The 24,970-nt window shown below is 40.5% G+C and carries 25 protein-coding genes and 1 other annotated feature; of the genes, 2 read left to right on the top strand and 23 right to left on the bottom strand.

Annotated elements, in window-relative coordinates; translation table 11 throughout:
- Positions 1–149: 149 nt before the first annotated feature.
- Positions 150–788: a lactate utilization protein gene (locus tag DWV68_RS09275; protein ID WP_117698307.1), complete on the top strand. Its 639-nt coding sequence runs from the start codon at positions 150–152 to the stop codon at positions 786–788.
- Between the two features lie 62 nt (positions 789–850).
- Here DWV68_RS09275 and DWV68_RS09270 read toward each other — a convergent pair whose 3' ends face one another.
- The 19 genes from DWV68_RS09270 to DWV68_RS09185 form a co-directional block, all read right to left on the bottom strand.
- On the bottom strand, positions 851–1,435 hold the full coding sequence (locus tag DWV68_RS09270) for a hypothetical protein (RefSeq protein WP_117698308.1): 585 nt from the start codon (positions 1,433–1,435) through the stop codon (positions 851–853).
- 245 nt (positions 1,436–1,680) lie between these two features.
- Positions 1,681–3,285, bottom strand: coding sequence for an MBL fold metallo-hydrolase RNA specificity domain-containing protein (locus tag DWV68_RS09265; protein ID WP_118057794.1), 1,605 nt, complete (start codon positions 3,283–3,285; stop codon positions 1,681–1,683).
- Positions 3,286–3,377: 92 nt separating this feature from the next.
- A complete protein-coding gene (gene sigE / locus DWV68_RS09260) occupies positions 3,378–4,118 on the bottom strand; it encodes an RNA polymerase sporulation sigma factor SigE (RefSeq protein ID WP_118057795.1) in 741 nt (246 codons plus the stop codon).
- A gap of 36 nt (positions 4,119–4,154) precedes the next feature.
- Entirely contained in the window at positions 4,155–4,955 is an 801-nt protein-coding gene (locus tag DWV68_RS09255) for a sigma-E processing peptidase SpoIIGA (protein WP_118057796.1), read from the bottom strand.
- A 329-nt stretch (positions 4,956–5,284) separates the two neighbouring features.
- Positions 5,285–6,520 (bottom strand): cell division protein FtsZ, encoded by a 1,236-nt coding sequence (gene ftsZ / locus DWV68_RS09250; protein ID WP_118057797.1) that lies wholly within the window; start codon positions 6,518–6,520, stop codon positions 5,285–5,287.
- Between the two features lie 156 nt (positions 6,521–6,676).
- Positions 6,677–7,426: a cell division protein FtsQ/DivIB gene (locus DWV68_RS09245; protein ID WP_118057798.1), complete on the bottom strand. Its 750-nt coding sequence runs from the start codon at positions 7,424–7,426 to the stop codon at positions 6,677–6,679.
- A gap of 3 nt (positions 7,427–7,429) precedes the next feature.
- Positions 7,430–8,551: a putative lipid II flippase FtsW gene (gene ftsW / locus DWV68_RS09240; protein WP_118057799.1), complete on the bottom strand. Its 1,122-nt coding sequence runs from the start codon at positions 8,549–8,551 to the stop codon at positions 7,430–7,432.
- 6 nt (positions 8,552–8,557) lie between these two features.
- Positions 8,558–9,919 (bottom strand): UDP-N-acetylmuramoyl-L-alanine--D-glutamate ligase, encoded by a 1,362-nt coding sequence (gene murD, locus DWV68_RS09235; RefSeq protein ID WP_117698313.1) that lies wholly within the window; start codon positions 9,917–9,919, stop codon positions 8,558–8,560.
- A 19-nt stretch (positions 9,920–9,938) separates the two neighbouring features.
- Positions 9,939–10,892 carry a phospho-N-acetylmuramoyl-pentapeptide-transferase gene (mraY, locus tag DWV68_RS09230; protein WP_117698314.1) on the bottom strand — a complete coding sequence of 318 codons (954 nt, stop codon included), beginning with the start codon at positions 10,890–10,892 and terminating at the stop codon, positions 9,939–9,941.
- Positions 10,893–10,986: 94 nt separating this feature from the next.
- Positions 10,987–12,792, bottom strand: coding sequence for a peptidoglycan D,D-transpeptidase FtsI family protein (locus DWV68_RS09225; RefSeq protein WP_242988810.1), 1,806 nt, complete (start codon positions 12,790–12,792; stop codon positions 10,987–10,989).
- A 68-nt stretch (positions 12,793–12,860) separates the two neighbouring features.
- Entirely contained in the window at positions 12,861–14,897 is a 2,037-nt protein-coding gene (locus tag DWV68_RS09220) for a peptidoglycan D,D-transpeptidase FtsI family protein (protein WP_022243370.1), read from the bottom strand.
- Positions 14,898–14,917: 20 nt separating this feature from the next.
- The gene (locus tag DWV68_RS09215) at positions 14,918–15,406 is read right to left on the bottom strand and encodes a hypothetical protein (RefSeq protein WP_117698315.1); all 489 of its coding nucleotides are present in this window, start codon (positions 15,404–15,406) and stop codon (positions 14,918–14,920) included.
- Between the two features lie 14 nt (positions 15,407–15,420).
- Positions 15,421–16,368 (bottom strand): 16S rRNA (cytosine(1402)-N(4))-methyltransferase RsmH, encoded by a 948-nt coding sequence (rsmH, locus tag DWV68_RS09210; protein WP_022243372.1) that lies wholly within the window; start codon positions 16,366–16,368, stop codon positions 15,421–15,423.
- Between the two features lie 10 nt (positions 16,369–16,378).
- Positions 16,379–16,810, bottom strand: a complete 432-nt coding sequence (mraZ, locus tag DWV68_RS09205) for a division/cell wall cluster transcriptional repressor MraZ (protein ID WP_022243373.1) — start codon at positions 16,808–16,810, stop codon at positions 16,379–16,381.
- Between the two features lie 201 nt (positions 16,811–17,011).
- Positions 17,012–17,188 (bottom strand): hypothetical protein, encoded by a 177-nt coding sequence (locus DWV68_RS14430; RefSeq protein WP_022243374.1) that lies wholly within the window; start codon positions 17,186–17,188, stop codon positions 17,012–17,014.
- Between the two features lie 103 nt (positions 17,189–17,291).
- A complete protein-coding gene (locus tag DWV68_RS09200) occupies positions 17,292–17,891 on the bottom strand; it encodes a zinc dependent phospholipase C family protein (RefSeq protein ID WP_022243375.1) in 600 nt (199 codons plus the stop codon).
- Positions 17,892–18,079: 188 nt separating this feature from the next.
- The gene (locus tag DWV68_RS09195) at positions 18,080–18,394 is read right to left on the bottom strand and encodes a DUF1540 domain-containing protein (protein ID WP_022243376.1); all 315 of its coding nucleotides are present in this window, start codon (positions 18,392–18,394) and stop codon (positions 18,080–18,082) included.
- A 223-nt stretch (positions 18,395–18,617) separates the two neighbouring features.
- Positions 18,618–20,579: a threonine--tRNA ligase gene (gene thrS / locus DWV68_RS09190; RefSeq protein WP_117698317.1), complete on the bottom strand. Its 1,962-nt coding sequence runs from the start codon at positions 20,577–20,579 to the stop codon at positions 18,618–18,620.
- 76 nt (positions 20,580–20,655) lie between these two features.
- Positions 20,656–20,858, bottom strand: a binding site (T-box leader).
- Between the two features lie 93 nt (positions 20,859–20,951).
- On the bottom strand, positions 20,952–21,452 hold the full coding sequence (locus tag DWV68_RS09185; RefSeq protein WP_022244108.1) for an SEC-C metal-binding domain-containing protein: 501 nt from the start codon (positions 21,450–21,452) through the stop codon (positions 20,952–20,954).
- Between the two features lie 191 nt (positions 21,453–21,643).
- Between DWV68_RS09185 and DWV68_RS14990 the strand changes: the two genes are divergently transcribed.
- Positions 21,644–21,946, top strand: coding sequence for a hypothetical protein (locus DWV68_RS14990; protein WP_330415588.1), 303 nt, complete (start codon positions 21,644–21,646; stop codon positions 21,944–21,946).
- A gap of 37 nt (positions 21,947–21,983) precedes the next feature.
- On the opposite strand, the gene rplT is transcribed toward DWV68_RS14990, so the two are convergent.
- The 4 genes from rplT to DWV68_RS09160 form a co-directional block, all read right to left on the bottom strand.
- On the bottom strand, positions 21,984–22,340 hold the full coding sequence (gene rplT, locus DWV68_RS09175; RefSeq protein ID WP_022244106.1) for a 50S ribosomal protein L20: 357 nt from the start codon (positions 22,338–22,340) through the stop codon (positions 21,984–21,986).
- 24 nt (positions 22,341–22,364) lie between these two features.
- Entirely contained in the window at positions 22,365–22,562 is a 198-nt protein-coding gene (rpmI, locus tag DWV68_RS09170) for a 50S ribosomal protein L35 (protein WP_022244105.1), read from the bottom strand.
- 22 nt (positions 22,563–22,584) lie between these two features.
- Positions 22,585–23,079 (bottom strand): translation initiation factor IF-3, encoded by a 495-nt coding sequence (infC, locus tag DWV68_RS09165; protein WP_022244104.1) that lies wholly within the window; start codon positions 23,077–23,079, stop codon positions 22,585–22,587.
- Between the two features lie 238 nt (positions 23,080–23,317).
- Positions 23,318–24,958, bottom strand: a complete 1,641-nt coding sequence (locus tag DWV68_RS09160; protein WP_118057806.1) for a MutS-related protein — start codon at positions 24,956–24,958, stop codon at positions 23,318–23,320.
- Positions 24,959–24,970: the final 12 nt, after the last annotated feature.

Genomic DNA, 24,970 nt, shown 5'->3' with positions numbered 1-24,970 from the left:
ATTTTGTGCTCATTTATGTTTTTTGTCAATGAAACAATCTATCTGACTTTTCGGATTGCCAAATCCCCATCCTATGATGTAATATATTTTGTATGGTGTATATTAAGAATTTTTCTCACCATACACTTACGCATCAAGGAGGTATCTTTATGGATCCAAAGAAACAATTTTATGAAACACTCGCTACGTCCATGATTGAAAAATTCAAGAAAAGACAGATTGACGCATATTACTGTGCCACCAAAGAAGAAGCCGTTGCACTTGCCACTTCCATGCTGCCGACACAGGCAACCGTTGGTTTTGGCGGTTCCATGACTTTAACCGAAAGTGGTATGATGGCTGCTCTGCAAAATAAGACTGACATCACTCTTTATGACAGAAGCAAAGCTGCCACACCGGAAGAAACAACTGCAATTTATCATCAGTGTCTGAATGCAGATTATTATTTTATGAGTTCCAATGCAATCACTTCTGACGGACAGCTTGTCAATATTGACGGAAATGGCAACCGGGTTGCAGCACTCATCTATGGCCCGAAGGAAGTCATCGTTATGGCCGGTATGAATAAGGTTGTAAAAACAGTTGACGACGCTCTTGACCGGGTACATAATACTGCTACTCCTGCCAACTGCATCCGCCTTAGCAAGAAAACGCCATGTGCACTCACCGGAACATGTGCCGACTGCCTCTCACCGGAGTGTATCTGTAATCAGGTTGTTATCACCAGAAGAAGTGGTATTCCGGGAAGAATCAAAGTAATTCTCATCGGAGAGGAATTAGGATATTAATACGATTTCATAAAAAAATCCGCATACCAGATATACTCTGATATGCGGATTTTTATTTTATCCTATGCTCCGGCTGTAAATGTCGGTAGTTTCTCAATGACTTCCTGCAACGGACTCCAGTTCATCAGTTCTTCCTTTTCATCCTCTCTCTTGAAAGAAATCCCATTTTCCTTTTTCTGCTTTCTCTTTTCTGCACTTTCCTGAGTTCCCGGCAGTCTGCTATAGGCACCGGATTTATGGAATTCATCTGACACCCTGTTTACTGCTGCTACAATATATTCCTTATCCGGATCATTGTCCGATATACCGGAAACAGCGGTGGATACAATACGGTTTGCTTCTTCTTTGCTCTTTGCAGTTTTCAGCTCGTTCTCCACTTCCTCTGCAATCATCTGAATCCGTATCGCATGGGCATATGCAATGGGGTCATTTCTTTGAAGCCATGAAAGTTCTTCTTTGGTCAGCTTCTTTCCAGCCTCTAATTTCCGTTTGATTTTCGCCATTTTTTCCTGTTTTGCTTCTTCACTTTCTTCTGCCACATTATTATCATAAATGCATTTCAGCATATACTGCGGCAATTCCTCCACCGTAGATACCTTCTTTGTATCCTGCTCCGTATTGGAAAATAAATTCAGTCTGACTGCCATCGCATTTCCTCCTGATTTCGTAATTTGTTCCTTGCATTTTATCTTACACTTATATATCGGAATATTTCTTCTTTTTCCATAGTCATTTGAAAATGCTTGACAGCAAGTAGCGAGAAACACGCTTTGCGAGTTTCTCGAGTAAAAAAAGACATCCGCACCGGCATTTTCCCGGATACGAATGTCTTTTCTGGTTACTTTTCATGATACTTTTCTATTTCTTTATTTCCAAGTTCCTTTTCAACTTCCTATCTGTCCCACTTATCTGCCAGAGAATTAATCTGGTCAGCAAATTTGGCAAGGTCCTTATTTGGGATACCTTCATTCTTCTGAATGACACTAAGCAGCCTCTGACCCGCCGCCAGCAGTCTTGCAAACACATTAGAGGATGCCTTTGCCGGTTTGTCTTTCTTCTTTTCAACCAGTTCACGGCTTCCTTCATGAACACAGACATTTTCTAATAAGTCATAGGTATCACCACTATATGGTGCAACCGCCTGATAGCCTAATTCCGTATGCAGATGCTCTGCAAATTCATCACAGACCTTATCCTCACCATGTACCACAAAGACACGCTTTGGTGGATTTTTAAATGCAGATGCCCATTTTGTCAGCATATCACGGTCTGCATGGCCACTGATACCAGGAAGATTTAAAATTTCTGCATGTACCTGAATATTTTCACCGAAAAGTTTTACTTCTTTGGCTCCATTCAAAAGTGCATGACCCAAGGTTCCAGGTACCTGATATCCTACAAACAGAATCGTGCTTTCCGGTCTCCACAAATTATGTTTTAAATGATGGCGGATACGGCCAGCCTCACACATACCGGAAGCAGAAATGATAACCAATGGTTTCTTGCTGAAGTTAATCATTTTGGATTCATCACTGGTAACAGACGTTTTCAGTCCCGGGAATCCAATCGGATTAATACCCTGCTCCACTAATTTCTTTGCCTCATCAGAGAAGCAGTCTTCTACACTCTTATGGAAAATATTTGTTGCTTCCACAGCCAGCGGGCTGTCGATATAGGCCTCAAAATCTTCAAACTCCGGCAGCAGATGTTCTGTCTTAATCCGTCGCAGATGATATAGCATTTCCTGTGTACGACCTACAGAAAATGCCGGAATGACAAGATTACCACCTCTTGCAAATGTCCGCTTAATTACTGCCGCAAGTTCCGGTGCATAATCCGGCGGATCTGCATGTATCCGGTCACCATAAGTGGATTCAATCAATACATAATCTGCTTCATCGATAAACTGCGGATTTTTAATCAATGGCTTATTGCCATGACCGATATCTCCGGAAAATACAATTTTCACAGTCTTATCTTCTTCCGTCAGCCATACCTCAATGCTGGATGAACCAAGAAGATGTCCGGCATCTACAAACCGGATTTTTACTCCATTACAGATTTCAATGATTTTATTGTAATCACATGATACAAAATGCTCTAAAACCCCCTGTGCATCATCCATATCGTAAAGAGGCACTACTTCCGGTAATCCGGCTCTCCTAGCCTTACGGTTTCTCCACTCTGCTTCAAACATCTGGATGTGTGCACTGTCCTTTAACATGATATTACAAAGTTCGCTGGTTGCTGTTGTCGCAAATATCTGTCCCCGGAATCCATGACTATACAGCAATGGAAGTAAGCCTGAATGGTCGATATGGGCATGTGTTACAAACACATAATCAATATTAGATGCATTCACCGGAATCTCCTGATTCACATATAAATCCGGTCCCTGCTCCATACCACAATCCACCAGTATCCGCTTATCCTGACATTGCAGAAAATGACAACTTCCAGTTACTTCATGTGCAGCCCCTAAAAACTCCAATAACATAATACCATCTCCTCGCCATCTCTTTATTGTCGAACTTATGATAGTATTATTTTATCATATTGGACAAAAAATGTATACATTTTCTTTCTTTTTTATTCAAATCGCACAATTTCTTTCTTCAATCGTTTCATAATCTTTTTCTCCAGCCTGGAAATATAAGACTGGGAAATTCCTAATAAATCTGCCACCTCTTTCTGGGTCAGTTCATTACCGTTTTTCGAATTGATGCCAAACCGCAGTTCAATAATTGTCCGCTCCCTGCCGTTTAAATGCTCAATTGCTTTATTCAAAAGCTTCTTTTCAACCTCAGTCTCAATATCCCGGTAAATGACATCTTCATCTGTTCCTAAAATATCCGAAAGTAGTAATTCATTTCCGTCCCAGTCCACATTTAACGGCTCATCAATGGATACCTCTAATTTCGTCTTATTATTTCTACGCAGATACATCAGAATTTCATTTTCAATACATCGGGAGGCATAGGTTGCAAGCTTGATATTTTTTTCCGGATTAAAAGTATTAATTGCCTTGATTAATCCGATGGTTCCAATAGAAATCAAATCCTCCACTCCTACTCCCGTATTGTCAAATTTCTTCGCTATGTATACTACAAGTCTCAGATTATGCTCGATTAATTTCTTTCTTGCAGTCTCACTCTGCTCTTTCACCAATTGTCCGATACATTCCATTTCCTCTTTCGCCGGAAGCGGTGGCGGCAGCACCTCTGCCCCTCCGATATAGTGAATCTCCGTCTCCTTACGAAGCAGCATATCTTTTAAACTACGCACAATGCGAAACTGAAAATGCTCCGGTATATCTACTTTTAAATACATTACAACTCCTCTTTCCTCTCTTATTCACATTCCATCCTATAGCAGATGGCAATTTAAAATCATCTGATATTCCTTCTTTTGAAACAACGATGGACTTCCAAGTGCAATCACCGCCTGTAAAATCTGCCGCTCTTTTTTTCCTTCTTTAATATAAAGTTCTTCTACGGTAAGTGCTTCTACCAAGCCGTTTTTCTCTCCCATACTGCTAAATGGCAACAGTCGTACTACCGGCTCATCTTCCCGGAAAATCGGCATCAGAAGCTCTTTATCTATGATACTGACCGGTTTTCCCACATAGGGGTCGATCAGCAGATTTCCGGTATCATAATAGGCTTCTAACAGCAATTCATGTTCATGATAGCAAAGACGCACCTGATAAAGATGCCGGCTTCTCTCCTTTCTGCTGCGCCATATTATGGATGCTGACACAGCAATTCCCGCCGTCAGCACCATTGCCAGATAAAAATGCTGCCCATAAAAAAGGCTCTTATTGAGCCACTGCATGCAGCCTCCTGTCAGAATCGAAAACAAAAAACAGCCAAGCCAGTTTTTTATCAGAAAAGCGACTCTTTGTGTCGTATGTTTCCTCGTAAAAAATGCAATCATAACCATGCCAAGCGGAACCGGTACATACATAATCAGCCGATACAATCTATAGGATGAAAGCATCAGAAAACAAATGACTCCCATACCACTTCCAAATAAGGCAGCAAGCAGTATCCTGCCCTTATGTATGAGATTCCGCAAAAATATGCCTGTCAGGAACAGATTCAGCACATCCATCAGGAAACTATTGACAAAAAGAACATCTAAATATATCTCATAAATACATGCCACCTCCCTTCCTTTCCTGCATTATACAAACTTTCCTCTGCATATTTTGTCAAAACAGATGCAGCCATTCTTTCATTTCATTGACAGAATCCGACTGCCCGGCAGGGAAGTTGCAAAAGAAACGTAATGCACTCTGCAAATCTTACCGTAAGAAGCTGCCACCGGCAGCTTCTTACGGATGCCTGACAACGAAAAAAACGCTTAGAACAATGGCTGTCACCAGTATCTGGTACATTTCAAATGTTCTAAGCGTCGTATCATATAGGAACTTCAAATTCCTTTTCTACTCTTACACTATAATTTTATTGCTATCCTTTTCAAAATGATAGTTCTTATTTTTTGGTACTCTTTAAGAACTCCGGAATTTTAATATCCTTCTCATGAACAGTACTTTCCGGTCTCTTTGGTTTGGTAATTCCAATAAATGGAGAAGCTGTCGGAGCTGGCTGCTGTGCAGCAGTCTGTCCCAGAGTAGATGTTGCTCCGAAACTGCTGTTGGTTGTAACATTAGCAGTACGGTTTACAAGTCCGGAATTAATGACCGGTCTGGTGGTTGCTGCTGTATTTGGATATTTCAATCCGGACATAAGATTAGAAGATGCAGTGGTTTTTGCTGCATTCTCTTCCAGTCCTGTTGCAATTACAGTAATCGTTGCAGCATCTGTCATAGTCTCATCATATTTTGCACCAAAGATAATATTTGCATTATCGCCGGCAAGATCTTCTACATAGCTTGCTGCATCATTGGCATCCATAAGAGAAATATCACCGGAAATATTGATAATAACATGGCTTGCTCCATTGATAGTTGTCTCAAGCAATGGACTGGTAACAGCCAGTTTGACTGCCTCAATTGCCTTATCATCACCCTTAGCCATACCGATACCGATATGTGCAAGACCCTTGTCCTTCATAACAGTCTGAACATCTGCGAAATCAAGGTTAATCAATGCCGGCATATTAATCAGATCTGTGATTCCCTGAACCGCCTGCTGAAGCACCTCATCTGCTTTCTTTAATGCATCCGGGAAGGTTGTTCTGCGGTCTACAATCTCTAATAATTTATCATTTGGAATTACAATCAAGGTATCTACATTCTCACGAAGCTTGTCAACACCGCTTAAAGCATTTACCATTCTTGCTTTTGCTTCAAATTTAAACGGCTTAGTTACAACACCAACGGTAAGAATTCCCTGATCCTTTGCAATCTTTGCCACAACAGGAGCTGCTCCTGTACCGGTTCCGCCACCCATACCACAGGTTACGAATACCATATCTGCACCTTCAATAGCTGCTGACAACTCTTCCATACTCTCTTCTGCAGCTTTGGCTCCAACCTCCGGCTGTGCTCCTGCTCCAAGTCCTTTGGTAAGCTTCTCACCAATCTGAATCAACGTAGGTGCTTTACATAAAAGTAATGCCTGTTTATCGGTATTTACTCCAACAAACTCAACACCACCAATATTTTCATCAATCATTCTATTTACTGCATTATTACCTGCACCACCAACACCAATTACAATAATTTTAGCACTGGATTCTGCTTCTGTTGTTTTAATTTCAAGCAAGGTAGTTCCTCCTTCTCTCCCTCATTCTATATGTAATCTATGAGAAATCTGCTTTACAGATTTCTCATAAAAAGTATGCCTTTATTTACTCATATACTCTATCATATAATTTTTCGTAAAAATAATCAACCTATATTTTCTGTTTTTTTGAAAAAATTACGCCGTCTTTTCAAAAGTAATATCTGTGGTATCTTCTGTCCAGTCTTCCAGATGAAGAATGCCTGTAAGTCCTTCCAGATTTGGCATAATTTTCTCCATACGAACTACTTTTTCCGTAAGGCTGGTTGCCTGTCCAAGATTCACCGTAATCGTTCCGTACTGCAGGGTCACGTTTCCCTGGTCATCATAATTGATGGTATCCGGAACCAGATTATACTTCTTTAAGGTCTGGGTTACTGCCAGCAAATCCTTTAGGGTATCTTTTCCGCTTACGTCAAGTTTTTCATAAAGCACTGCATCCCCACAAGCCAGTCCGGTAATCTGCGGTACTCCTTCGATGACATCTGTAGACATTTCCACTACAAAGCCATCTTTGTCAAAATAGACATTCTGTCCCAGGGAATCCATATATAAGTAGCCCAGCAGTCCTTTTTCATATACTTCTACATGAAGGGTATGCGGTGATTTGACACTCACCTCCATCGTATCAATAAACGGAACTTTCTGTGTATCAAAGAAACGATATTTAAAATATACATATAATGTATTCCAGGAATAGTCATCATTTAAGACCCATTCCTTAATCTGCTCATCACTGTATAATTTATTGCCTTCTACTTCGACATTTTTTACGGTAAATACCTTGATTACAATGAGTGCTGCCAGTGCCAGAATCAACAGTGTAGTCAGAAATCCAATCAGGATATGTTTTCTTCTTCTCTTCTTTCTGCGTTCTTCTCGTATCATATCCTATCCCTCCAACTGAATTCCTCTGGAAACACTTAACGCAAGTCCCATTTCTGCTAAGAGGAATGATGCCGAAGTACCACCATAACTGATAAAAGGAAGTGTGATACCGGTATTTGGAATACTGTTGGTTACAACGGCGATATTAAGGATTACCTGAATGGCAATGTGAGCCATAATACCAACCACCAGCAATGCACCATATAAATCTTTCGCATTATTGGCAATTACCATAAAACGCCACAGCATTAAGATAAACAGCAAAATCAGGCAGATTGCTCCGAATAATCCAAGCTCCTCACAGATGATGGAAAATACCATATCATTCTGCGCTTCCGGTACGAACCCAAGCTTCTGCATACTGGCACCAAGTCCTTTTCCAAAAAGTCCTCCAGAACCAATGGCATATAAGCCCTGCATGGTCTGATAACCTTTATCATAATTCTCCGGATGGAGCCAGATTTTGATACGTTCTGCACGATAGCTTGCCAGTACAATAAAGACTGCTCCGAAAGCGAATACTGCGATTGCCATTCCCACAAACTGCGCATATTTCGGGCTTGCCACGAACGCCATTGCCACTGCGATACCCACAATGATAATCGCGGTACTTAAGTTCGTATAAGCAACCGGTCCAACCAGCGGAAGCAGTAAAACCATTACCTTCATCAGTTCCTTCAGATCGCCAATCTTCTTTTGCATGCGGCTGATTACCGTTGCAAGAAAAATAATGACAGCAAGCTTTGCAAACTCAGATGGCTGGAAAGAAAGCGGACCAAGGCGGAACCATCTGGTAGAACCATTTCCATTCGATCCTAAAAAGATAACGGAAACGCACAGTAAAAATGCGCCTATGTATGCCACACCATACAGTTTCTTCCACACATGATAATCAATCTTGGAAATCACAAACATGGCAGCAAATCCAAGGCAGCATGCAAATGCCTGCCGCTTTAGATAATGAGTTCCATCGCCATACTCAATCTGTGCATTATAAGAACTGGTGCTGTACAGCATAACCAGACCAAAACACACTAAGAAAATAATAACAAACAAAAGTGTATAGTCAAAATATTTAATTGTCTTTTCTTTTGTGCCTGATTTTCTTCCCGGTCTGCGGCCCATAAATCACTACTCCTTTAAATTGCGCACCAAATCCTTAAATATTCTTCCTCGTTCTTCGTAGCTTTTAAACATATCCCAGCTTGCACATGCCGGTGATAATAATACGGCATCACCGGAAACTGCATTGTCATAGCAGATATTTACTGCCTCTTCGAGACTGTCTGCGAATACATACTCTGTAAATCCATGTCTCTTTGCACAGTCTGCAATCTTCTCTTTTGTTACTCCGATTAATACTAATTTCTTTACTTTACCATCGAAGCTTTCTATCCATTCATCATATTCAGACTGCTTATCATAGCCACCGCCAATGAGAAGTGTCGGACGGTTCATTGCCTGAATTCCCTTAATCGCTGCATCCGGGTTTGTTCCCTTGGAATCGTTATAGAATTTTACGCCACGTTTCTCCGTAACATATTCAATTCTATGCTCTACTGCCTGGAACTCACGCAGTGTTTTTACAATGACATCCATCGGTACTCCGATACTTATGGTCATGGCAACTGCCGCCATAACATTTTCATAATTATGGGTTCCAAGAATATTTAGCTCATTGACATCAATGACTTCTTCCTCTTTGCCCTCAGAGACATAAATAATCTTCTCACCATTTAAATAACATCCATTCTGTACCGGCTTTTTACTGTCAAACCAGAGCACTTTCATGGATAAGGATTCCCCAAATTTGCGAAGTACTTCATCCTCATAATTTAAGACGCAGACATCGTTTGCTTTCTGATTCTTTGTAATGTCCTCTTTTGCCTTAATATAATTTTCCATGGTATGATGACGGTTCAGATGATCCGGTGTAATATTTAAAATAGCAGATACATCCGGAGCAAAATCTACAATTGTCTCTAACTGGAAACTGCTGATTTCTGCTGCTGTTACCGTTTCTTCTGTGGTATCTGCCGCTACCGATGTATATGGAATTCCAATATTTCCTACGACTTTTACATCCTTAAAGTAATTGGATAAAATTTCTCCCACCAGTGTAGTGGTTGTCGTCTTGCCATTCGTTCCTGTAATTGCAAGGATTTTTCCTTTTGCCACCTGATAAGCAAGCTCAATCTCACCAATAATGGTAATTTTCTTATCACGCATGGCATTTACCAATGGTAAATCGGTTGGAACACCCGGACTTAACACAACAAAATCCAGTTTATCCATCACTTCTTCCGGAAGGGTGCCCACATAGATTTCTGCCTTGGCAAAGCTCTCCGATTTTTCTTTGATTTCTGCTACACTCTGCTTTTCATTTCCTTCAAAAACGAAAATATTCGCATTCTGTTTTTCTAACAGCTCTGCTGCAGCAATTCCACTTTTCCCAGAGCCAAATACCAGTACATTTTTCTCCTGAAATTCCATTTTATTCACTCCTGTCTCTTTATAATCCAATCAATGCAACCAGACATAAGATTGCTGTTACAATTGAAAATACTGCCACTACCCTGGTCTCTGACCAGCCACCTAATTCAAAGTGGTGATGAATCGGAGCCATACGGAAAATTCTCTTTCCACCTGTTTTTTTAAAATAGGTTACCTGAATGATAACAGATAATACTTCTACCAGATAAATCAGTCCCACAATCAGAAGGAAAATTGGCATCTGAAGCATATATGCGGTAGCTGCCACAAATCCACCCAGTGCAAGAGAACCGGTATCTCCCATAAATACACTTGCCGGATATACATTAAACAGAAGGAAGCCCATCAATGCACCTACTACAGCACAGGTAATCGGTTCGATTCCGCTGTTGGTTCCCACTGCAACTACAGTAAAGAAGGTTGCTACGATAATGGTTACGCTGGTAGCAAGACCATCTAAGCCATCGGTAAAGTTGACTCCGTTTACAGTTCCGATTACTGCAAAATACATGACCGGAATTGCAAGCCAGCCAATATTCCAGTATTTTCCACCGGAAAATGGAAGCAGCATTGTAAGGGAAACATCTGAAAACTTCACCATGTATACCACAAAAACAGTGGTCACTACAAGCTGGCATAACATTTTCTGCCATGCAAGCAGTCCATCCGACCGTCTCAGTACAACCTTCAAATAATCATCTAAAAATCCAATTACGCCAAATCCTACTACCATAAAGAGAATCGGAATAATCTTCGGATAATCTTTTACATAAATCAGACTGGTTACAATAATACTTGCGATAATCATCAATCCACCCATGGTAGGGGTTCCCATTTTCTTCTGATGGGATTCAAGCTCTTTCCGCTCCGTCTGACCAACTTTCAATCTTCTTAAAAAAGGAATTACGACCGGTCCTAACAATGCACTCACTGCAAAAGCGATAATAACCGGAAGAATAACATGATACGTCATAACTGCACCTCTTTTTATTTTCTTTTTGTATATCATTTCAACTTATCTAGTATACGTTATTTAGAGATTTCCTGCAAGATATCTTCCCAAAGTTTCACGGATTTTCCTGAATTTCCGCATCTTCTGTAACCAGTGCCTGCTCAATGCCAAGATATGGCAGAATATTGGAAAACAAATCCCGGCAGACCGGTGCTGCTATGGTTCCACCATAATAAACGCCTTGTGGATTATTGATAATAATTAAGGCAAGTACCTGCGGATCGTCAGCCGGAGCAAAACCTAAAAAAGAAGAAATATACCTTTTTTCACTACGTGGAAGCGTCTGGGACGTTGCGGTTTTGCCGCCAATAGAAAAGCCTTCAAGAGCCGCATTCTTTCCACTGCCCTCAGATACTACTTTTTCCAGCAAATAGCGCATGGTGGTGGAAGTTTCTTCGCTTACAATATGTTCCTTTTGTCCATAGACAAAAGTATGTGTCACTTCTCCTTCTGCATTTTTCGTCTCCACGCCAAAATGCGGCGTCACACGGTTTCCTCCATTTATAATAGAGGAAACCGTAGTTGCAAGCTGAATCGGTGTAATCTGGAAGGACTGCCCAAAGGACATGGTTGCAAGCTCCACCTGACCGATATTTTCTCTTTTATGCATAATGGTGGATGCTTCCCCCGGTAAATCTATATTTGTCCTGGATAATAAACCAAACTGTTCAAAATAATCGCAGAAGCGGTCGGAACCGATACGAAGTCCGATTTCTATGAATACCGGGTTGCAGGAATTCATAATGCCATGGGTAAAATCCTCTGCCCCATGCCCTCCCACTTTATGGCAGCGGATTCTCCTGTCCTCCACAATCTTATATCCCGGACAGTTAAACTGGTCAGAAAGACTTACTTTTCCCTCCTCCAAGGCTGCGGATGCTGTTATTATCTTAAAAGTGGATCCCGGTTCATAAGTGTCATTGATGCACTGGTTTCTCCACATTTTATTTAAAGCATCCTGCTTCTCCTCTTCACTCAATTCCGTGTCAATCTCCGTATTTAAGGTAAAAGGTTCATTGAGATTAAACTCCGGTTCATTTACCATGGCAAGGATTTCGCCATTCTGCGGATTCATCACAAGGATGCTGACACTGTCTGCCTGTTTTTCCTCCCGTACCTTTACTGCTGCCTGCGCTGCATACATCTGGATATTATAATCAAGACTTAAATAAAGGTCATCTCCTTCTACCGGCTCACTCCGCCTCTCTCCGGCATTTTTGATCTCTACGCCTCTGGCATCTGTCAATGTAAGTATCTTTCCATTGATGCCCTCCAGATATTCATCATATTTTACTTCTATTCCGACAATTCCCTGATTGTCTCCGCCAGTAAATCCGATTACTTTAGAAGCCAGTTCATTATAAGGATAATACCGTTTATAATCTTCATCGATCTTCACGCCCGCCAGTTCATAGGCTCGAATCGCATCTCCGGTTTCTTTCTCCACATTCGTCTTAATCCGTTCAATGGAACTAACCTTCTCTACCCGCTTCCGCACTGTCTCTTCTGACATGCCAAGCTCTTTTGTTAAAACTGCAATTACCTTTTCCGGGTCTTCTATCTGGCTGTGAATCACAGAAATCGTACATACCGTCTTATTTTCTGCTAAAACCACACCATTTCTGTCATAAATATTCCCTCTTGCCGCCTTGATATCCCTTTCTCTTTCATGGAGGTTCTCAGCCCGGACCCCATAGTATTCTGAACAGAATATCATAAGATACACCAGTCGTCCCATCAGAAATACCATCAGCAGTAATACTGCCACAAAAATAATCATAATTTTTCGTCGGTTAAAGGTTTTATTCCGATAGATGCAAAATCTGTTTTCTTCTTCCTCCTGCATTTTTTGCTGAAACATAAAAACATAACCTCATAAAAGCAGTTATTATAATCTATTACAACTTTTACAAGGTTATGTTGTTTTCTCTATTGTGCTACATCCTGTGGCTGTAAACCATCCTCCGGTGGTACTGTTTCCTCTGCAATATCCGGTGTCTGGTCTACCATAGAATCCTCCGGTGCAGAATCCGGAACATCTGTTGTTCCATCTGCCGGTGCTTCTGCCGGGTCTGTCTCTTCTGTTACAACAATGTCCTCATCCGGATAAATATTAAGATAAGGCAGTGTCTCTTCGAAAATTCCCTTTGCGATTTCCTGTGCAAAGGTACTGTGAAACTCTTCTTCTGCGTTTGGTTCGTCTACTACTACATATACCAAAAGCTGCGGATTGTCTACTGGTGCAAAACCGATAAAGGAAACCAGATAATTTCCCTGTCCTCGAGGAAGCTTCTGTGCTGTTCCGGTCTTTCCACCCATAGAGTATCCCGGCACTTTTGCATATTTTCCGGTACCATCGGAAACCGTTGCATAAAGATACTGTTTTAATAATTCACTGGTAGATGAAGACACTGTTTTCTTTAACAAGGTTCCATTGTCTTCCTGTATGACATTCCCATTTTCATCTGTTATTTTCTTTACCACATGTGGCTGATAATAGTTACCACCATTAATAATGGAACAAAAAGCACTTGCCACCTGTATCATGGTAACATTAAAGTTCTGTCCAAAGGAATTGGTAGCCAGGTTAATGGTGCTTAGCTGGTCTTCGGTATAAATTAAGGAATCGGTTCTGGCCTCTCCCGGTAAATCAATGTTTGTCTTGGTACCAAAGCCGAAAATCTGCTGATACTTGGAGAAATTCTCAGGTCCGATATCATAAGACATCTGCATCAGGGCATCATTACAGGAATTCTTTAAGGCATCTTCTACTGTTTCAAGTCCATGTCCGTTGGTATTTACACAGTGAATGTCATGACCGGAAATCGTCTCGTATCCATCACAGATAAAAGTACGGTTCGGGTCTAAAGTTCCGGTATCCAGACCACAGGCTACGGTAAAAGGTTTTACGGTAGAGCCCGGTTCATAAGTATAAGTAATGCAGAAATTAGACCATAACTGGTTTAAAGCATCCAGTTCTGCATCGTCATCCATAGCATCAATTTCTTCCTGGGTATAATAGGCAGACAAATCCCTTGGATTACTACTGTCATAATTTGGATAATTTGCCATGGCAAGCACTTCAGCATTCTGGGGGTTCATTACAATAACTCCCACATGTTTACTTCCAGCACCTTCTCTTGCTGCATCCCTGTATTCTTCTTCAAATGCAGCAATCTTATCTTCTACGATTTTCTGGATATTTGCATCAATGGTCAGTGTAACATCATTACCATTCTGGGCATCGATTACTGTCTTCTCAAAATTACTGTCGGAATTCAGATAACCATATTCTCTTCCGTTGGTTCCATTCAAAACACTGTTATAGGAATTTTCCACTCCATTCATTCCCAGATTACCGCTGGTAGTAAATCCTACTACCGCACTGGCTAGAGAACCATATGGATATTCTCTCTGGTATTCTTTTTCAAACCAGACTCCATTAATTTTTCCTTTTTTCTCTGCATCGCCGCTCTTCTTATCGGAAGCTTCCTTTTCTGCCGCCTGCATATCTTCAAACGCCCGAATCTCTTCATAGCTTAATTTCTTTGCCAGAACATTGTACTGGCTCTTTGGCTTATCCGTAATCAGATTACGTAAATCGGTTTCATTCAGCTGTGGGAAACAGGTTATCAGTGCATCGATGGTCGGGTCAATATCTGCCGAATCACTGTTTAATACCTTACAGTCTAATATCACATTGTATACATCCACGCTGGTTGCAAGTATCGTTCCCTTGCAGTCTGTAATATTTCCACGCTGATAAGGAATGACCGTACTGTCATATTTCTGCTGGGATAATACTTTCTTTTCGTATTTCTTTCCACTGGTGTGTTCAATATACATCAATCTTACAATTAATCCCAACAAAAGTAGTGCTATTATTACAAACAGCACTACAAGTTTCTTTTGCATTTTCTTACTAAATTTTGCTATTTTCTTTCCGCCGCGTCTCTTTCCTGCCATTTTACCACCACGTTTGTTTCCTACTTATTCGGAATATCCTCAAACTGATTCATATAATCTTCTTTATCAACCGTATAATGTATAATCTGGTCCGGTCCCGCATAGCTCATGCCAAGCTGGTTCATTGCTATATCCTTGATGGTTGAAAGATCTACTGCTGTCTCGATTCTTTTTTCTGCCGCATCATTATCTGCCTTTAATTCAGCTACCTGGCTTTCTAATGCAGAAATTGTCTTTAAATGCGTTGTAATTCCAGACTGCAGACGGATATACAGTACTGCTGCCACACACATAACCAGCAGCGATACAGATAAAAATGCCACATAACCCAAATCCATATGTGCTGACTTCTCCTGATTCTTCTGCGCCATACGTCTGTTGCGCTGTCTGATTTCCTCCCGCTGCTTTTCTTCCTGTTCTCTGCGGTAATCCGGTGCAGCTTCTAATTTACGGACAGTGTTTCCATCTATGTAAGTCCGTGTTCGATAATTTCTTCTTGTCTTCTCCATTTTCACGTCTCTCCCTAGTCATTGATATGCCGTTCAAATACTCTTAATTTTGCGCTTTTTGCTCTCGGATTCTCTTCCATTTCAGATTTCGTTGGAAGAATCGGTTTTCTAGTGATTACTTTTCCTTTTGGTTTCTTGCCACATACACACACCGGAAATTCTTTCGGACAGGTACATGGATTTTCATTTTTGCGAAAGATGTTCTTTACAATTCTGTCTTCCAGGGAATGGAAGGTAATGATACAGATTCTTCCATCTTCTTCTAAAAGGTCTATCATCTCATCCAGGGTATCCGATAAGACTTCCAGCTCACGATTCAGTTCAATACGAATTGCCTGAAACGTTCTCTTTGCCGGATGTCCGCCAGTACTCTGTACTTTCATCGGTATGGATGCCCGGATAATTGCGGTCAGCTCTCCGGTTGTCTCAATTGGTTTCTTTGCCCGGGCTGCGACAATATGCTTTGCAATATTCTTTGCGAACCGGTCTTCCCCATAGTCTCTTATGATACGATACAACTCTGATTCACTGTAATCATTTACAATATCTTTTGCCGTTAATGTCTGACGCTGATCCATTCTCATGTCCAGTGGTGCATCTTCTTCCCGGTAGGTAAATCCACGCTCCGGTGTATCTAACTGAAAGGAAGATACTCCCAGATCAAGAAGAATTCCATTTACCTTCGTCACTCCGATACGGTTCAATTCTTCTTTCATATTGCAGTAATTGCTGCGGATTATGGTTACTTTATCAGAATAATCCTTTAACCGCTCACTGGCTGCTGCAATTGCATCTTCGTCCTGGTCAATTCCTATCAGCCTTCCGTTCTCATTCAGCCTTTTTACAATTTCGGAAGAATGTCCCGCTCCACCGAGCGTTCCGTCTACATAAATTCCGTCCGGGCGAATATTCAGATTGTCTATGGTCTCATGCAAGAGAACCGATGTGTGTTTAAATTCCATGTTCACTCCTTTAGATACTCAAGCCAAGTTCTGCCATGTGTTCTGCAACTTCATCCATGTCATCATAAGTATTGGTATCCTGCCATCTGTTCTTGTCCCAAATCTCAATTCGCTTTAAGACTCCGACTGATACGACTTCTTTCTCTAATCCGGCAAATTCTCTTAACACTGCCGGAAGAAGAATTCTTCCCTGCTTGTCCACTTCACAGGTTGTTGCTCCTGCAAAGAAGAAACGTGAGAATTTTCTTGCATCTTTTGAGGTAAGTGGTACGTTGCGGAATTTTTCTTCAATGTTCTGCCATTCTTCATTTGGGTACACAAAAAGACACCCATCCAAACCCTTCGTTACTACAAACTCATCACCGAGCTGTTCTCTGAATTTGGAAGGAACAATCATTCTGCCCTTGGCGTCTATGTTGTGACTGTACTCTCCCATGAACATTGTCAAACACCTCAGTCCGGTTGCTATTTATCCACAAAGTTATCAACTTATCCACCACTTTGTGCCATTTTCAACCACTTTCCTCCACTTATGAATACATATTACCCCACTTTTGGGAAAAAATCAATATACTACACATAAAAATGCACAAAAAAAAGAAGCACATTTCTCAATGTACTTCTTTCCACTTACTCTTTACTTTTATCTTATTGGTACAAGTTCTTTTTGCTCACATAGCGATACATAGTTCTCAATCAGTCTGTCCACTTCCAGGCTCAGGTCATAGCATTCATCCATACTTTTCGCTCGTTCCAGTGCTTCATCCAGTCGGATTCTTGCACGTTCAATCGCAATGCGAAGTGCTTCCCTTTCATCCATAAGCATTTCTCCTATGCTGTGTCCCATCTCTGTGTTGTTCTTTGTAAATTCATTTTACTCTGCTCATCACCAAAAATCAAACAAAATATAACATCTTTTTTCGTCAATATTCGACAGCAAGCGGCATTTTTTCCTTATGCTGTGTTTTATAAAACAAATCGGCAATGGCCTCCACCAGCATCCGGTTGGTTGCTACTATATTCCGAATATCTGTTTCTATATTAATTTTTCTTCCAAGATACTGTTTATGCCTCTCTAAAATATATTCATACAGTGCCTCTGCATCAGAAAAATCAGCCTGCACTTTTTCTCCTGCTTCCATATTCCGGCTCATAATATAATTTTTAAGGCTTCGCTTCAATTGTTCTTCATAGGAACAATGATCCTTTAAGTTTCCCGGATAAATCTTGTTATGCGGATAAGTAAAATAATCAGCTACATAATGCGTTACCTGCCCGAGATTCATATAATACCGGCGTTTACGGGTCAGTTTCCCCTGCTGTTTACCGAAAATCAATTGATTCACCATCTTTTTCACATCCGGAAACGTCCCATTGATTTCATGTTTCTTATATACAAAAGATGGTTTGCAATCCGGCAGGATGCTGCCAATATAAAAAGACAGTCTATGTTTCTTAAGTTCTTCATCCTCTGTATTCTTTGCAATATAACGTGCCAGCAAAATATGTGATTTTTTTCTCATTTGCTTCCTCCTGTTTACCATCTACACCTTACACATTACTTCTGCTTTATTTATGCTTCAATCACATTATACTTTCTTTCATCTCATTTACAATAGTATTTTTCTTAAGATTCTTCTAAATTTCTGTGTCCAATCTGTTAAGAGTAGACACAGAAATATTTTGCTAAAACTTACTGATATTCCACTTTTTAGGAACAACAGAAGCTGGCACACTCTGTTTCCATACAGGTACAGGCATTCGTTCCGGCTACCTGGATGTCTTTTGCATGACATTTTCTTCCTTCATTGAATTTACAGTTTACTGCCTCACAGGTAACATCGCTCATCTTAGGCGGTTTACCGGTCGAATTGGCACATCCACAGTTTTTCTTCTCTTCAAAACTTCCACAGCTTGTCTCGCTATTGCGGTTTGCATGTGCACCCTCTACCGTAATATTTCCACGGCAACAGCAATCATCTTTCTGGAAACTGCAGCTTCTTACAGAACATTTTAATTCTGTCACAAAAATCATCTCCTTTCTTTCGTTACATGTTTAGTATCTCCAAAGGAAATCTTTTTATGTTACCAACTTCATGTAAAAAAGAATGTACCTTGACACATTCTCGTGCCTGCGGCGGCTGCTTTCCTGTAAAGCAAAAAAGACTGTTGTCCGGTGCAAATTGCCAGCAACAGTCTTTTTGAATCCATATAAATTATAAAATTAAAAATTAGATTTTATTGCATTTTTATTTTTCTTCTGCAACTTCTTCCTTACGGATTTCCTTTGTACGAATCTCTTCGCAGATTGCATCAATGAATTCTCCTAAAGGTTTTACACCTTCATCTCCTGCAAAACGGCTTCTTACGGATACGGTTCCGTCCTCTGCCTCCTGCTGACCAACTACCAGCATGTACGGCAGCTTATCCAGTCTTGCTTCACGAATCTTGAATCCGATTTTCTCAGAACGGTTATCAACCGTTACATCTACATCATGAGCTGCTAATTCTTTTCTTACCTGCTCTGCATAGTCTGCATATTTTTCAGAAATCGGCAATACTCTTACCTGTTCCGGGCAAAGCCAGGTTGGGAATTTTCCTGCATAATGTTCAATCAGCCATGCAAGGGTACGCTCATAACATCCCATGGATGTACGATGGATAATCCAAGGAAGTACTTTCTCACCCTTCTCATCGATATAGTACATGCCAAACTTCTCTGCACTTGCACAGTCAAGCTGGATGGTAACCATGGTATCTTCTTTTCCATATACATTCTTTGCCTGAATATCAATCTTTGGTCCGTAGAATGCAGCTTCCCCATCTGCTTCTGTATACTTGATGCCATTCTTATCCATAACATCACGCAGATACTGCTGGGTACTGTTCCAATATGCTTCGTCGCCCAGATATTTTTCTTTGTTGTTCGGATCCCATTTGGACAGACGGTAAGTAACATCTCCATCGATACCAAGTGTAGTCATTACATAATGGCAAAGTTCAGTACATCTGGTAAGTTCTTCTTCCGCCTGTTCCGGGCAAAGAATAATATGTGCCTCTGTAATAGTAAACTGTCTGACACGGGTAAGTCCATGCATCTCTCCGGAGTCCTCATTCCGGAACAATGTAGAAGTCTCTGACATCCGATATGGCAGATCTCTGTAAGAGTGCTGTTCATTCATGTATACATAATACTGGAATGGACAGGTCATCGGACGCAGTGCCATTGTCTCTTTGTCGTCGCTGTCCTTATTTAAAATGAACATTCCATCCATGTAGTGATCCCAGTGTCCGGAAATCTTATAGAGGTCGCTCTTTGCCATCAGCGGAGTTCTGGTACGTACATAACCCCACTCTTTATCCTCTAAGTCTTCTATCCAACGCTGCAGTTTCATAATCATCTTGGTTCCCTTCGGTGTAAATAAAGGAAGTCCCTGTCCGATAACGTCAACAGTGGTAAATAATCCCATTTCACGGCCAAGTTTGTTATGGTCACGGCGTTTGGCATCTTCTAATTTCTCTAAGTATTCTTTTAACTCTTCCTTCTTATTAAAAGCAGTACCATAAATTCTCTGTAATCTTGCTTTGTCAGAATTACCTCTCCAATATGCCATGGAAGATGATGTCAGCTTAAATGCCTTTACGCCCTTGGTTGTCATCAGATGTGGGCCAGCACATAAATCTACGAAGCCGCCCTGGTCATAGAAAGAAATTTCTTCTCCCTCTGGTAATTCTTCAATCAGTTCTACTTTGTATGGCTCATTACGTTCCTGCATGAATTTGATTGCTTCCTCTCTTGGAAGTGTGAATCGTTTTAATTCATGACCTTCCTTGATAATCTTCTTCATCTCTGCTTCCAGATTATCGAGGTCTTCTCTTGAAAATGGGGCATGATCAAAATCATAATAGAATCCATCTTCAATTGCCGGTCCGATCGTAATCTTGGCATCCGGAAATAATTTCTTTACCGCCTGAGCCAGTACATGGGATGCAGTATGGCGGATTACCTTTAATCCTTCTTCATCACTTGCTGTTATAATATTTAAATTGCAGTCCTTGTCAAGAACGGTTCGTAAATCCACCACTTCTCCGTCTACTTCACCGGCGCATGCAACTCTTGCAAGGCCTTCGCTGATATCTGCTGCAATATCATAGACTGATTTTGCTTCACTGTACTCTTTTACTGAGCCATCTTTTAATGTGATTTTCATGTTCAAGTCTCCTTTTCTTATTATATTGGTATTAATAACTGCAAAGTAAAAAATCCCTGATGCATAAAATTTATGCATCAGGGACGATACTCTATCGTGGTTCCACCCTGCTTGCTGTACTTATCGTACAACCGCTCATTCTGATGATAACGGAATCACCGGACCGGATTGGGGTCACTCAGAGCTGGTCTTCACATTACACTCCATCAGAATACTCTCACCAGATGTATTCCTCTCTTTGACTTCCTGTCATGCTACTCGTCTCTTCTTTGTTTTGTCCTTTTGACAAAAGCTATTGTATACTCTTTTTTCTGCTATGTAAAGAGTTTTTCTGCGAAATATTTTCCAAATGTTTTCCAAAATATTTTATTCTTATCTTCCGCAGCAGAATTTATATTTCTTTCCACTTCCACAAGGACACGGATCATTTCTTCCAACTTTCTTTCCAACTACAACAGTGCCGGATTTCTTCTGTTCTAAATAAAGCTTTCTCTTGGTATCTGCATCAAAAATTTCATCCCACTGTGGTAATTCATAGAGCCAGTCAGCTTTGGCATCTACCATGTTCTTGTATAATTTTTCTTTATCGAATGCAAGGCTTACCTTGGTATCCTCTTCCATAGTATCAATTGGGTTTGGTGTTACCAGGCTGTCATTGATTCCATCTAAGAATCCAGTCATATCCATAATGCTGAGGTCGTATTTCTCTGCCAGCTCTTTTACAGTTCCTTCTACCTTCTCATCCGGGTTTGTTAAAAGCTTCTCATATACGCCCTTCTCTAACATAAAATATCTCTGCCAGAACTTCTGTAATTTTCCTCTATCTGCCTGCTGATCATAAGCAATCTTCTGCCATTCTTCTAATAATGCCATTGTTCATATCCATCCTTTAATCCATATTTAGTCGTATAACGCTTGTTTCAGTATAGCATATTTTGTGCTTTTTTCAAGTATTTATCCTCTGCAACTTTACATTTTCTGATTGACTATCCGCTGTCAAATGTTAAAATAATGTATATTGCTTTTTTCTAAAAACAGGTCATCAAAGAAAGTTGAGGTCATATATGAAAAAGACAAAACAGATTCTTGCAATTATCGGTGTTGTACTCTTAGTTGCCCTCTATGTTTCCACTCTTGTTTTTGCATTGATTGGAAGCGATTTTGCCACAAACTGTCTTAAGGCTTCCATCTATGCCACTGTGGTTGTCCCGGTTCTCATCTGGGCTTATACCATGGTATACCGCTTACTTAAGAATCATTACTCTTTAAGAGAAGATTTGGATTCCATCAAAAAAGAAGCTTCCGGGCAGGATGCTTCCGCAAAAACTTCAAATGAATCAAACGTAAAAAAAGAGGATCGTGAATAACCACAATCCTCTTTTATAACTTGTCCGCTTCTTAAAATTAAGCAAGTTTTGTTTTTGCAAGCTCTGCCAATGTTGCAAATCCTTCTGCATCATTTACAGCCATCTCAGCTAACATTTTACGGTTCATATCAACACCAGCTAATTTTAAACCATACATAAATTTGCTGTAAGATAATCCATTCATTCTTGCTGCTGCGTTAATACGGGCAATCCATAACTGTCTGAACTGTCTCTTTCTCTGTTTTCTTCCTGCATAAGAACTTGTTAAGGCTCTCATGACAGACTGTTTTGCTACTCTATACTGTTTGGAGCGTGCTCCTCTGTAACCTTTAGCTAATTTTAATGTTCTATTATGTTTCTTTTTAGCGTTTAAGCCGCCTTTAATTCTTGCCATGTTCTATTCCTCCTTAACCAATTCTTATAAATATGGTAAAATCTTCTTCATATTCTTAACATTTGTTGCATCTGTCATTGCAGGTTTTCTAAGATTTCTCTTAGTCTTAGTTGTTTTCTTTGTTAAGATATGTCTCTTATAAGCCTTGTTTCTCTTTAATTTTCCTGTTCCTGTTAATTTGAAACGTTTTGCTGCTGCTCTGCTTGTTTTCTGTTTTGGCATAATTTATTCCTCCTTAAAATCATTATCTTTTCTCTGCCAGCACCATACCCATGCTTCTGCCTTCCAGCTTTGGTGCTTTCTCCACTACTGCAATATCTGCAAGTGCTTCTGCAAAATCATCCAGAATATGTTTGCTTGCCTGTACATGTGCCATTTCTCTGCCACGGAAACGAAGTGTAACTTTTACTTTATTTCCTTTGGAAATGAACTTTCTTGCGGCATTCATTTTGGTATTCAAATCATTGGTATCGATATTTGGAGAAAGACGAACTTCTTTTAATTCAACCGTTTTCTGTTTCTTACGTGCTTCCTTCTCTTTTCTTGCAAGCTCATATCTGTATTTACCGTAATCGATAATCTTACATACAGGTGGCTTTGCTCCAGGAGCAATCTTTACTAAATCAAGTTCTGCTTCCTGTGCCAGCTTATATGCTTCTCTTGCTGACATGATACCTAACTGTTCACCATCCGCGCCAATCAGGCGGACTTCCTTATCTCTGATTTGTTCATTGATCATTAACTCGCTAATGGTCGTACACCTCCAAAATTAAATTCACCACAGCTTTGCCAGACAACTTTCCGTTTATTTCCGCAAAAAAAGTGGATAGACAGACTATCCACTTCAAAATGATTCGCTCATTGCATACTCATTATAAACACTTAGTCACTTGATTGTGCTAAGGTGAGAGTGGATACTCTACTTTCTTCAACTTGCTTATAGTACCATATGTCATTTCGTTCGTCAAGCATTATTTTTACCGATATTCGCTTCTGATATTTTCCGCCCTCTCAATAATCGTTTCCGGGAACCCGGTAAAGGAAAGCAGGCGGATTGCATTCTGGGAATTTGCCGGTCCCTTCTGCAATTTATAATCAAATACAATATCCGCTTCTCCAAACTCTTCGGAAAAATGATAATTGTCATAACCAATTTTTTCAAGCTCCGTCAATTCCTTATCATGGGATGCCACAATTGCAATGCAGTTATGATGTGCCAGATATTCCATGATTGCTTTTGAAGCTGCAATACGCTCCTGGGTATTGGTTCCTCTTAAGATTTCATCAATAACACAGATAACCAGTTCATCCTCCGACAAAGCATCCAGGATACGTTTTAAATATTTAATCTCTTTAATAAAATAACTGTCACCGGATAAAATATCGTCTCTTACCGCCATGGAAGTAATCATTTTTGCATGAGGCAGATGCATTCTTTTTGCGGTGCAGGTATGAATGCTCTGTGCCAGTATCACATTAACAGCTATGGTCTTGATAAAGGTTGACTTACCGGAAGCATTGGAGCCTGTGATAATGCAGTTATGCTGAAGTTCCATAGAATTGGTCACTGCTCCATGAAGCAGCGGATGATAAATTTCTTCCATCTCAAGCTGCTTTGTTTCCTCATATTCCGGTACTGTCACAAGAGGCAGACTCTTTCGGAAAGAGCCTGTGCTAACCGCTGCATCCAGTTCTCCTACCACCCAGTAAATCTTAAGATAAGCATCCTGGTTATCCATAAACTGATTCAATACTTTCATATAAGTAAGGATATGCCACTGGGTTACTCCCAGCAGGAAATCCTGCAGCATTTCAAACACATCTCCCATGGCATTTCTGCTCTGGATATTTAGCAGAAATGCCTTCTTATCCATTTTGGCAAATACCGGAAGCAGCGGTGCCAGTTCCTCACATATTTTGTCTTTCCGGTATTCCTGCTCCAGTTCTCGTGCTACCGTAATCAGGTATGCCGCCGTTCCCATCATATGAATCTCCTGATCAAACTTCAGCCGGACCGTAAAGATATACACCGACAAATTCACAAGAAATACTACCACCAAAGCTGACAGAGCATATATATTATGAAATACGACTGCCGCCACAACAACTACCATCAGCAATATCCGGAGCATCTGATAAACCCAGAGATTTGAAATTGCAAAATCCTCTACTGTCTGGATAAAGGATGGAATATAGTAAGCCTCGTCTCTCTTTCCAAGCTTTGACAAAGTTTCTTCCAGATGATAGCGTTTTTCATCATCTGCTTCACAAAAAGCTATTCTTTTTTCTAAAAGCTCCTCTTCTTCCTTCGTCTGCTTCGCATAATGAAGCTTTGCATATAAAATTTCTTCTCCCATAGTGGAATCACAGTTGTTGATTCTCTGGTACACATCATCCATATTAAGGTCATTCCATGTGACCTCATCCACCTGCTGTGTTCCACCCACAGTATCCAGATAATTTCTTATCAGTTCTCTTTTGAATTCCTTTTTTTCAGGTTCTTTTCCATATTTTTCTTTCAGTGTCCGTTTGCAGCGGTTCTTCCAACTTTCTTTTGTCTTAATTGCTGAATAAGTAAATCCTGCAATCAAAATTACTACAAGGATTGCTGCTTCCATTTCTCCGCCTTC

The organism is Roseburia sp. AF12-17LB, from assembly GCF_003479605.1.
Classification (GTDB): domain Bacteria; phylum Bacillota; class Clostridia; order Lachnospirales; family Lachnospiraceae; genus Roseburia_C; species Roseburia_C amylophila.
This window is presented reverse-complemented; position numbering and strand designations above follow the sequence as displayed.

What these genes read in the sequence shown, in the direction of transcription:
- DWV68_RS09225 (WP_242988810.1), bottom strand. Translation starts at nt 12,792, where the DNA reads ATGTTTCAGCAAAAAATGCAGGAGGAAGAAGAAAACAGATTTTGCATC.
- mraY (WP_117698314.1), bottom strand. Translation starts at nt 10,892, where the DNA reads ATGACGTATCATGTTATTCTTCCGGTTATTATCGCTTTTGCAGTGAGT.
- DWV68_RS09275 (WP_117698307.1), top strand. Translation starts at nt 150, where the DNA reads ATGGATCCAAAGAAACAATTTTATGAAACACTCGCTACGTCCATGATT.
- rplT (WP_022244106.1), bottom strand. Translation starts at nt 22,340, where the DNA reads ATGGCAAGAATTAAAGGCGGCTTAAACGCTAAAAAGAAACATAATAGA.
- DWV68_RS09265 (WP_118057794.1), bottom strand. Translation starts at nt 3,285, where the DNA reads ATGTTATTGGAGTTTTTAGGGGCTGCACATGAAGTAACTGGAAGTTGT.
- DWV68_RS09200 (WP_022243375.1), bottom strand. Translation starts at nt 17,891, where the DNA reads ATGAGAAAAAAATCACATATTTTGCTGGCACGTTATATTGCAAAGAAT.
- mraZ (WP_022243373.1), bottom strand. Translation starts at nt 16,810, where the DNA reads ATGTTCATGGGAGAGTACAGTCACAACATAGACGCCAAGGGCAGAATG.
- thrS (WP_117698317.1), bottom strand. Translation starts at nt 20,579, where the DNA reads ATGAAAATCACATTAAAAGATGGCTCAGTAAAAGAGTACAGTGAAGCA.
- murD (WP_117698313.1), bottom strand. Translation starts at nt 9,919, where the DNA reads ATGGAATTTCAGGAGAAAAATGTACTGGTATTTGGCTCTGGGAAAAGT.
- DWV68_RS09160 (WP_118057806.1), bottom strand. Translation starts at nt 24,958, where the DNA reads ATGGAAGCAGCAATCCTTGTAGTAATTTTGATTGCAGGATTTACTTAT.
- DWV68_RS14990 (WP_330415588.1), top strand. Translation starts at nt 21,644, where the DNA reads ATGAAAAAGACAAAACAGATTCTTGCAATTATCGGTGTTGTACTCTTA.
- rpmI (WP_022244105.1), bottom strand. Translation starts at nt 22,562, where the DNA reads ATGCCAAAACAGAAAACAAGCAGAGCAGCAGCAAAACGTTTCAAATTA.
- DWV68_RS14430 (WP_022243374.1), bottom strand. Translation starts at nt 17,188, where the DNA reads ATGGATGAAAGGGAAGCACTTCGCATTGCGATTGAACGTGCAAGAATC.
- DWV68_RS09220 (WP_022243370.1), bottom strand. Translation starts at nt 14,897, where the DNA reads ATGGCAGGAAAGAGACGCGGCGGAAAGAAAATAGCAAAATTTAGTAAG.
- DWV68_RS09215 (WP_117698315.1), bottom strand. Translation starts at nt 15,406, where the DNA reads ATGGAGAAGACAAGAAGAAATTATCGAACACGGACTTACATAGATGGA.
- infC (WP_022244104.1), bottom strand. Translation starts at nt 23,079, where the DNA reads ATGATCAATGAACAAATCAGAGATAAGGAAGTCCGCCTGATTGGCGCG.
- DWV68_RS09245 (WP_118057798.1), bottom strand. Translation starts at nt 7,426, where the DNA reads ATGATACGAGAAGAACGCAGAAAGAAGAGAAGAAGAAAACATATCCTG.
- DWV68_RS09270 (WP_117698308.1), bottom strand. Translation starts at nt 1,435, where the DNA reads ATGGCAGTCAGACTGAATTTATTTTCCAATACGGAGCAGGATACAAAG.
- rsmH (WP_022243372.1), bottom strand. Translation starts at nt 16,368, where the DNA reads ATGGAATTTAAACACACATCGGTTCTCTTGCATGAGACCATAGACAAT.
- ftsW (WP_118057799.1), bottom strand. Translation starts at nt 8,551, where the DNA reads ATGGGCCGCAGACCGGGAAGAAAATCAGGCACAAAAGAAAAGACAATT.
- sigE (WP_118057795.1), bottom strand. Translation starts at nt 4,118, where the DNA reads ATGTATTTAAAAGTAGATATACCGGAGCATTTTCAGTTTCGCATTGTG.
- DWV68_RS09185 (WP_022244108.1), bottom strand. Translation starts at nt 21,452, where the DNA reads ATGGCATTATTAGAAGAATGGCAGAAGATTGCTTATGATCAGCAGGCA.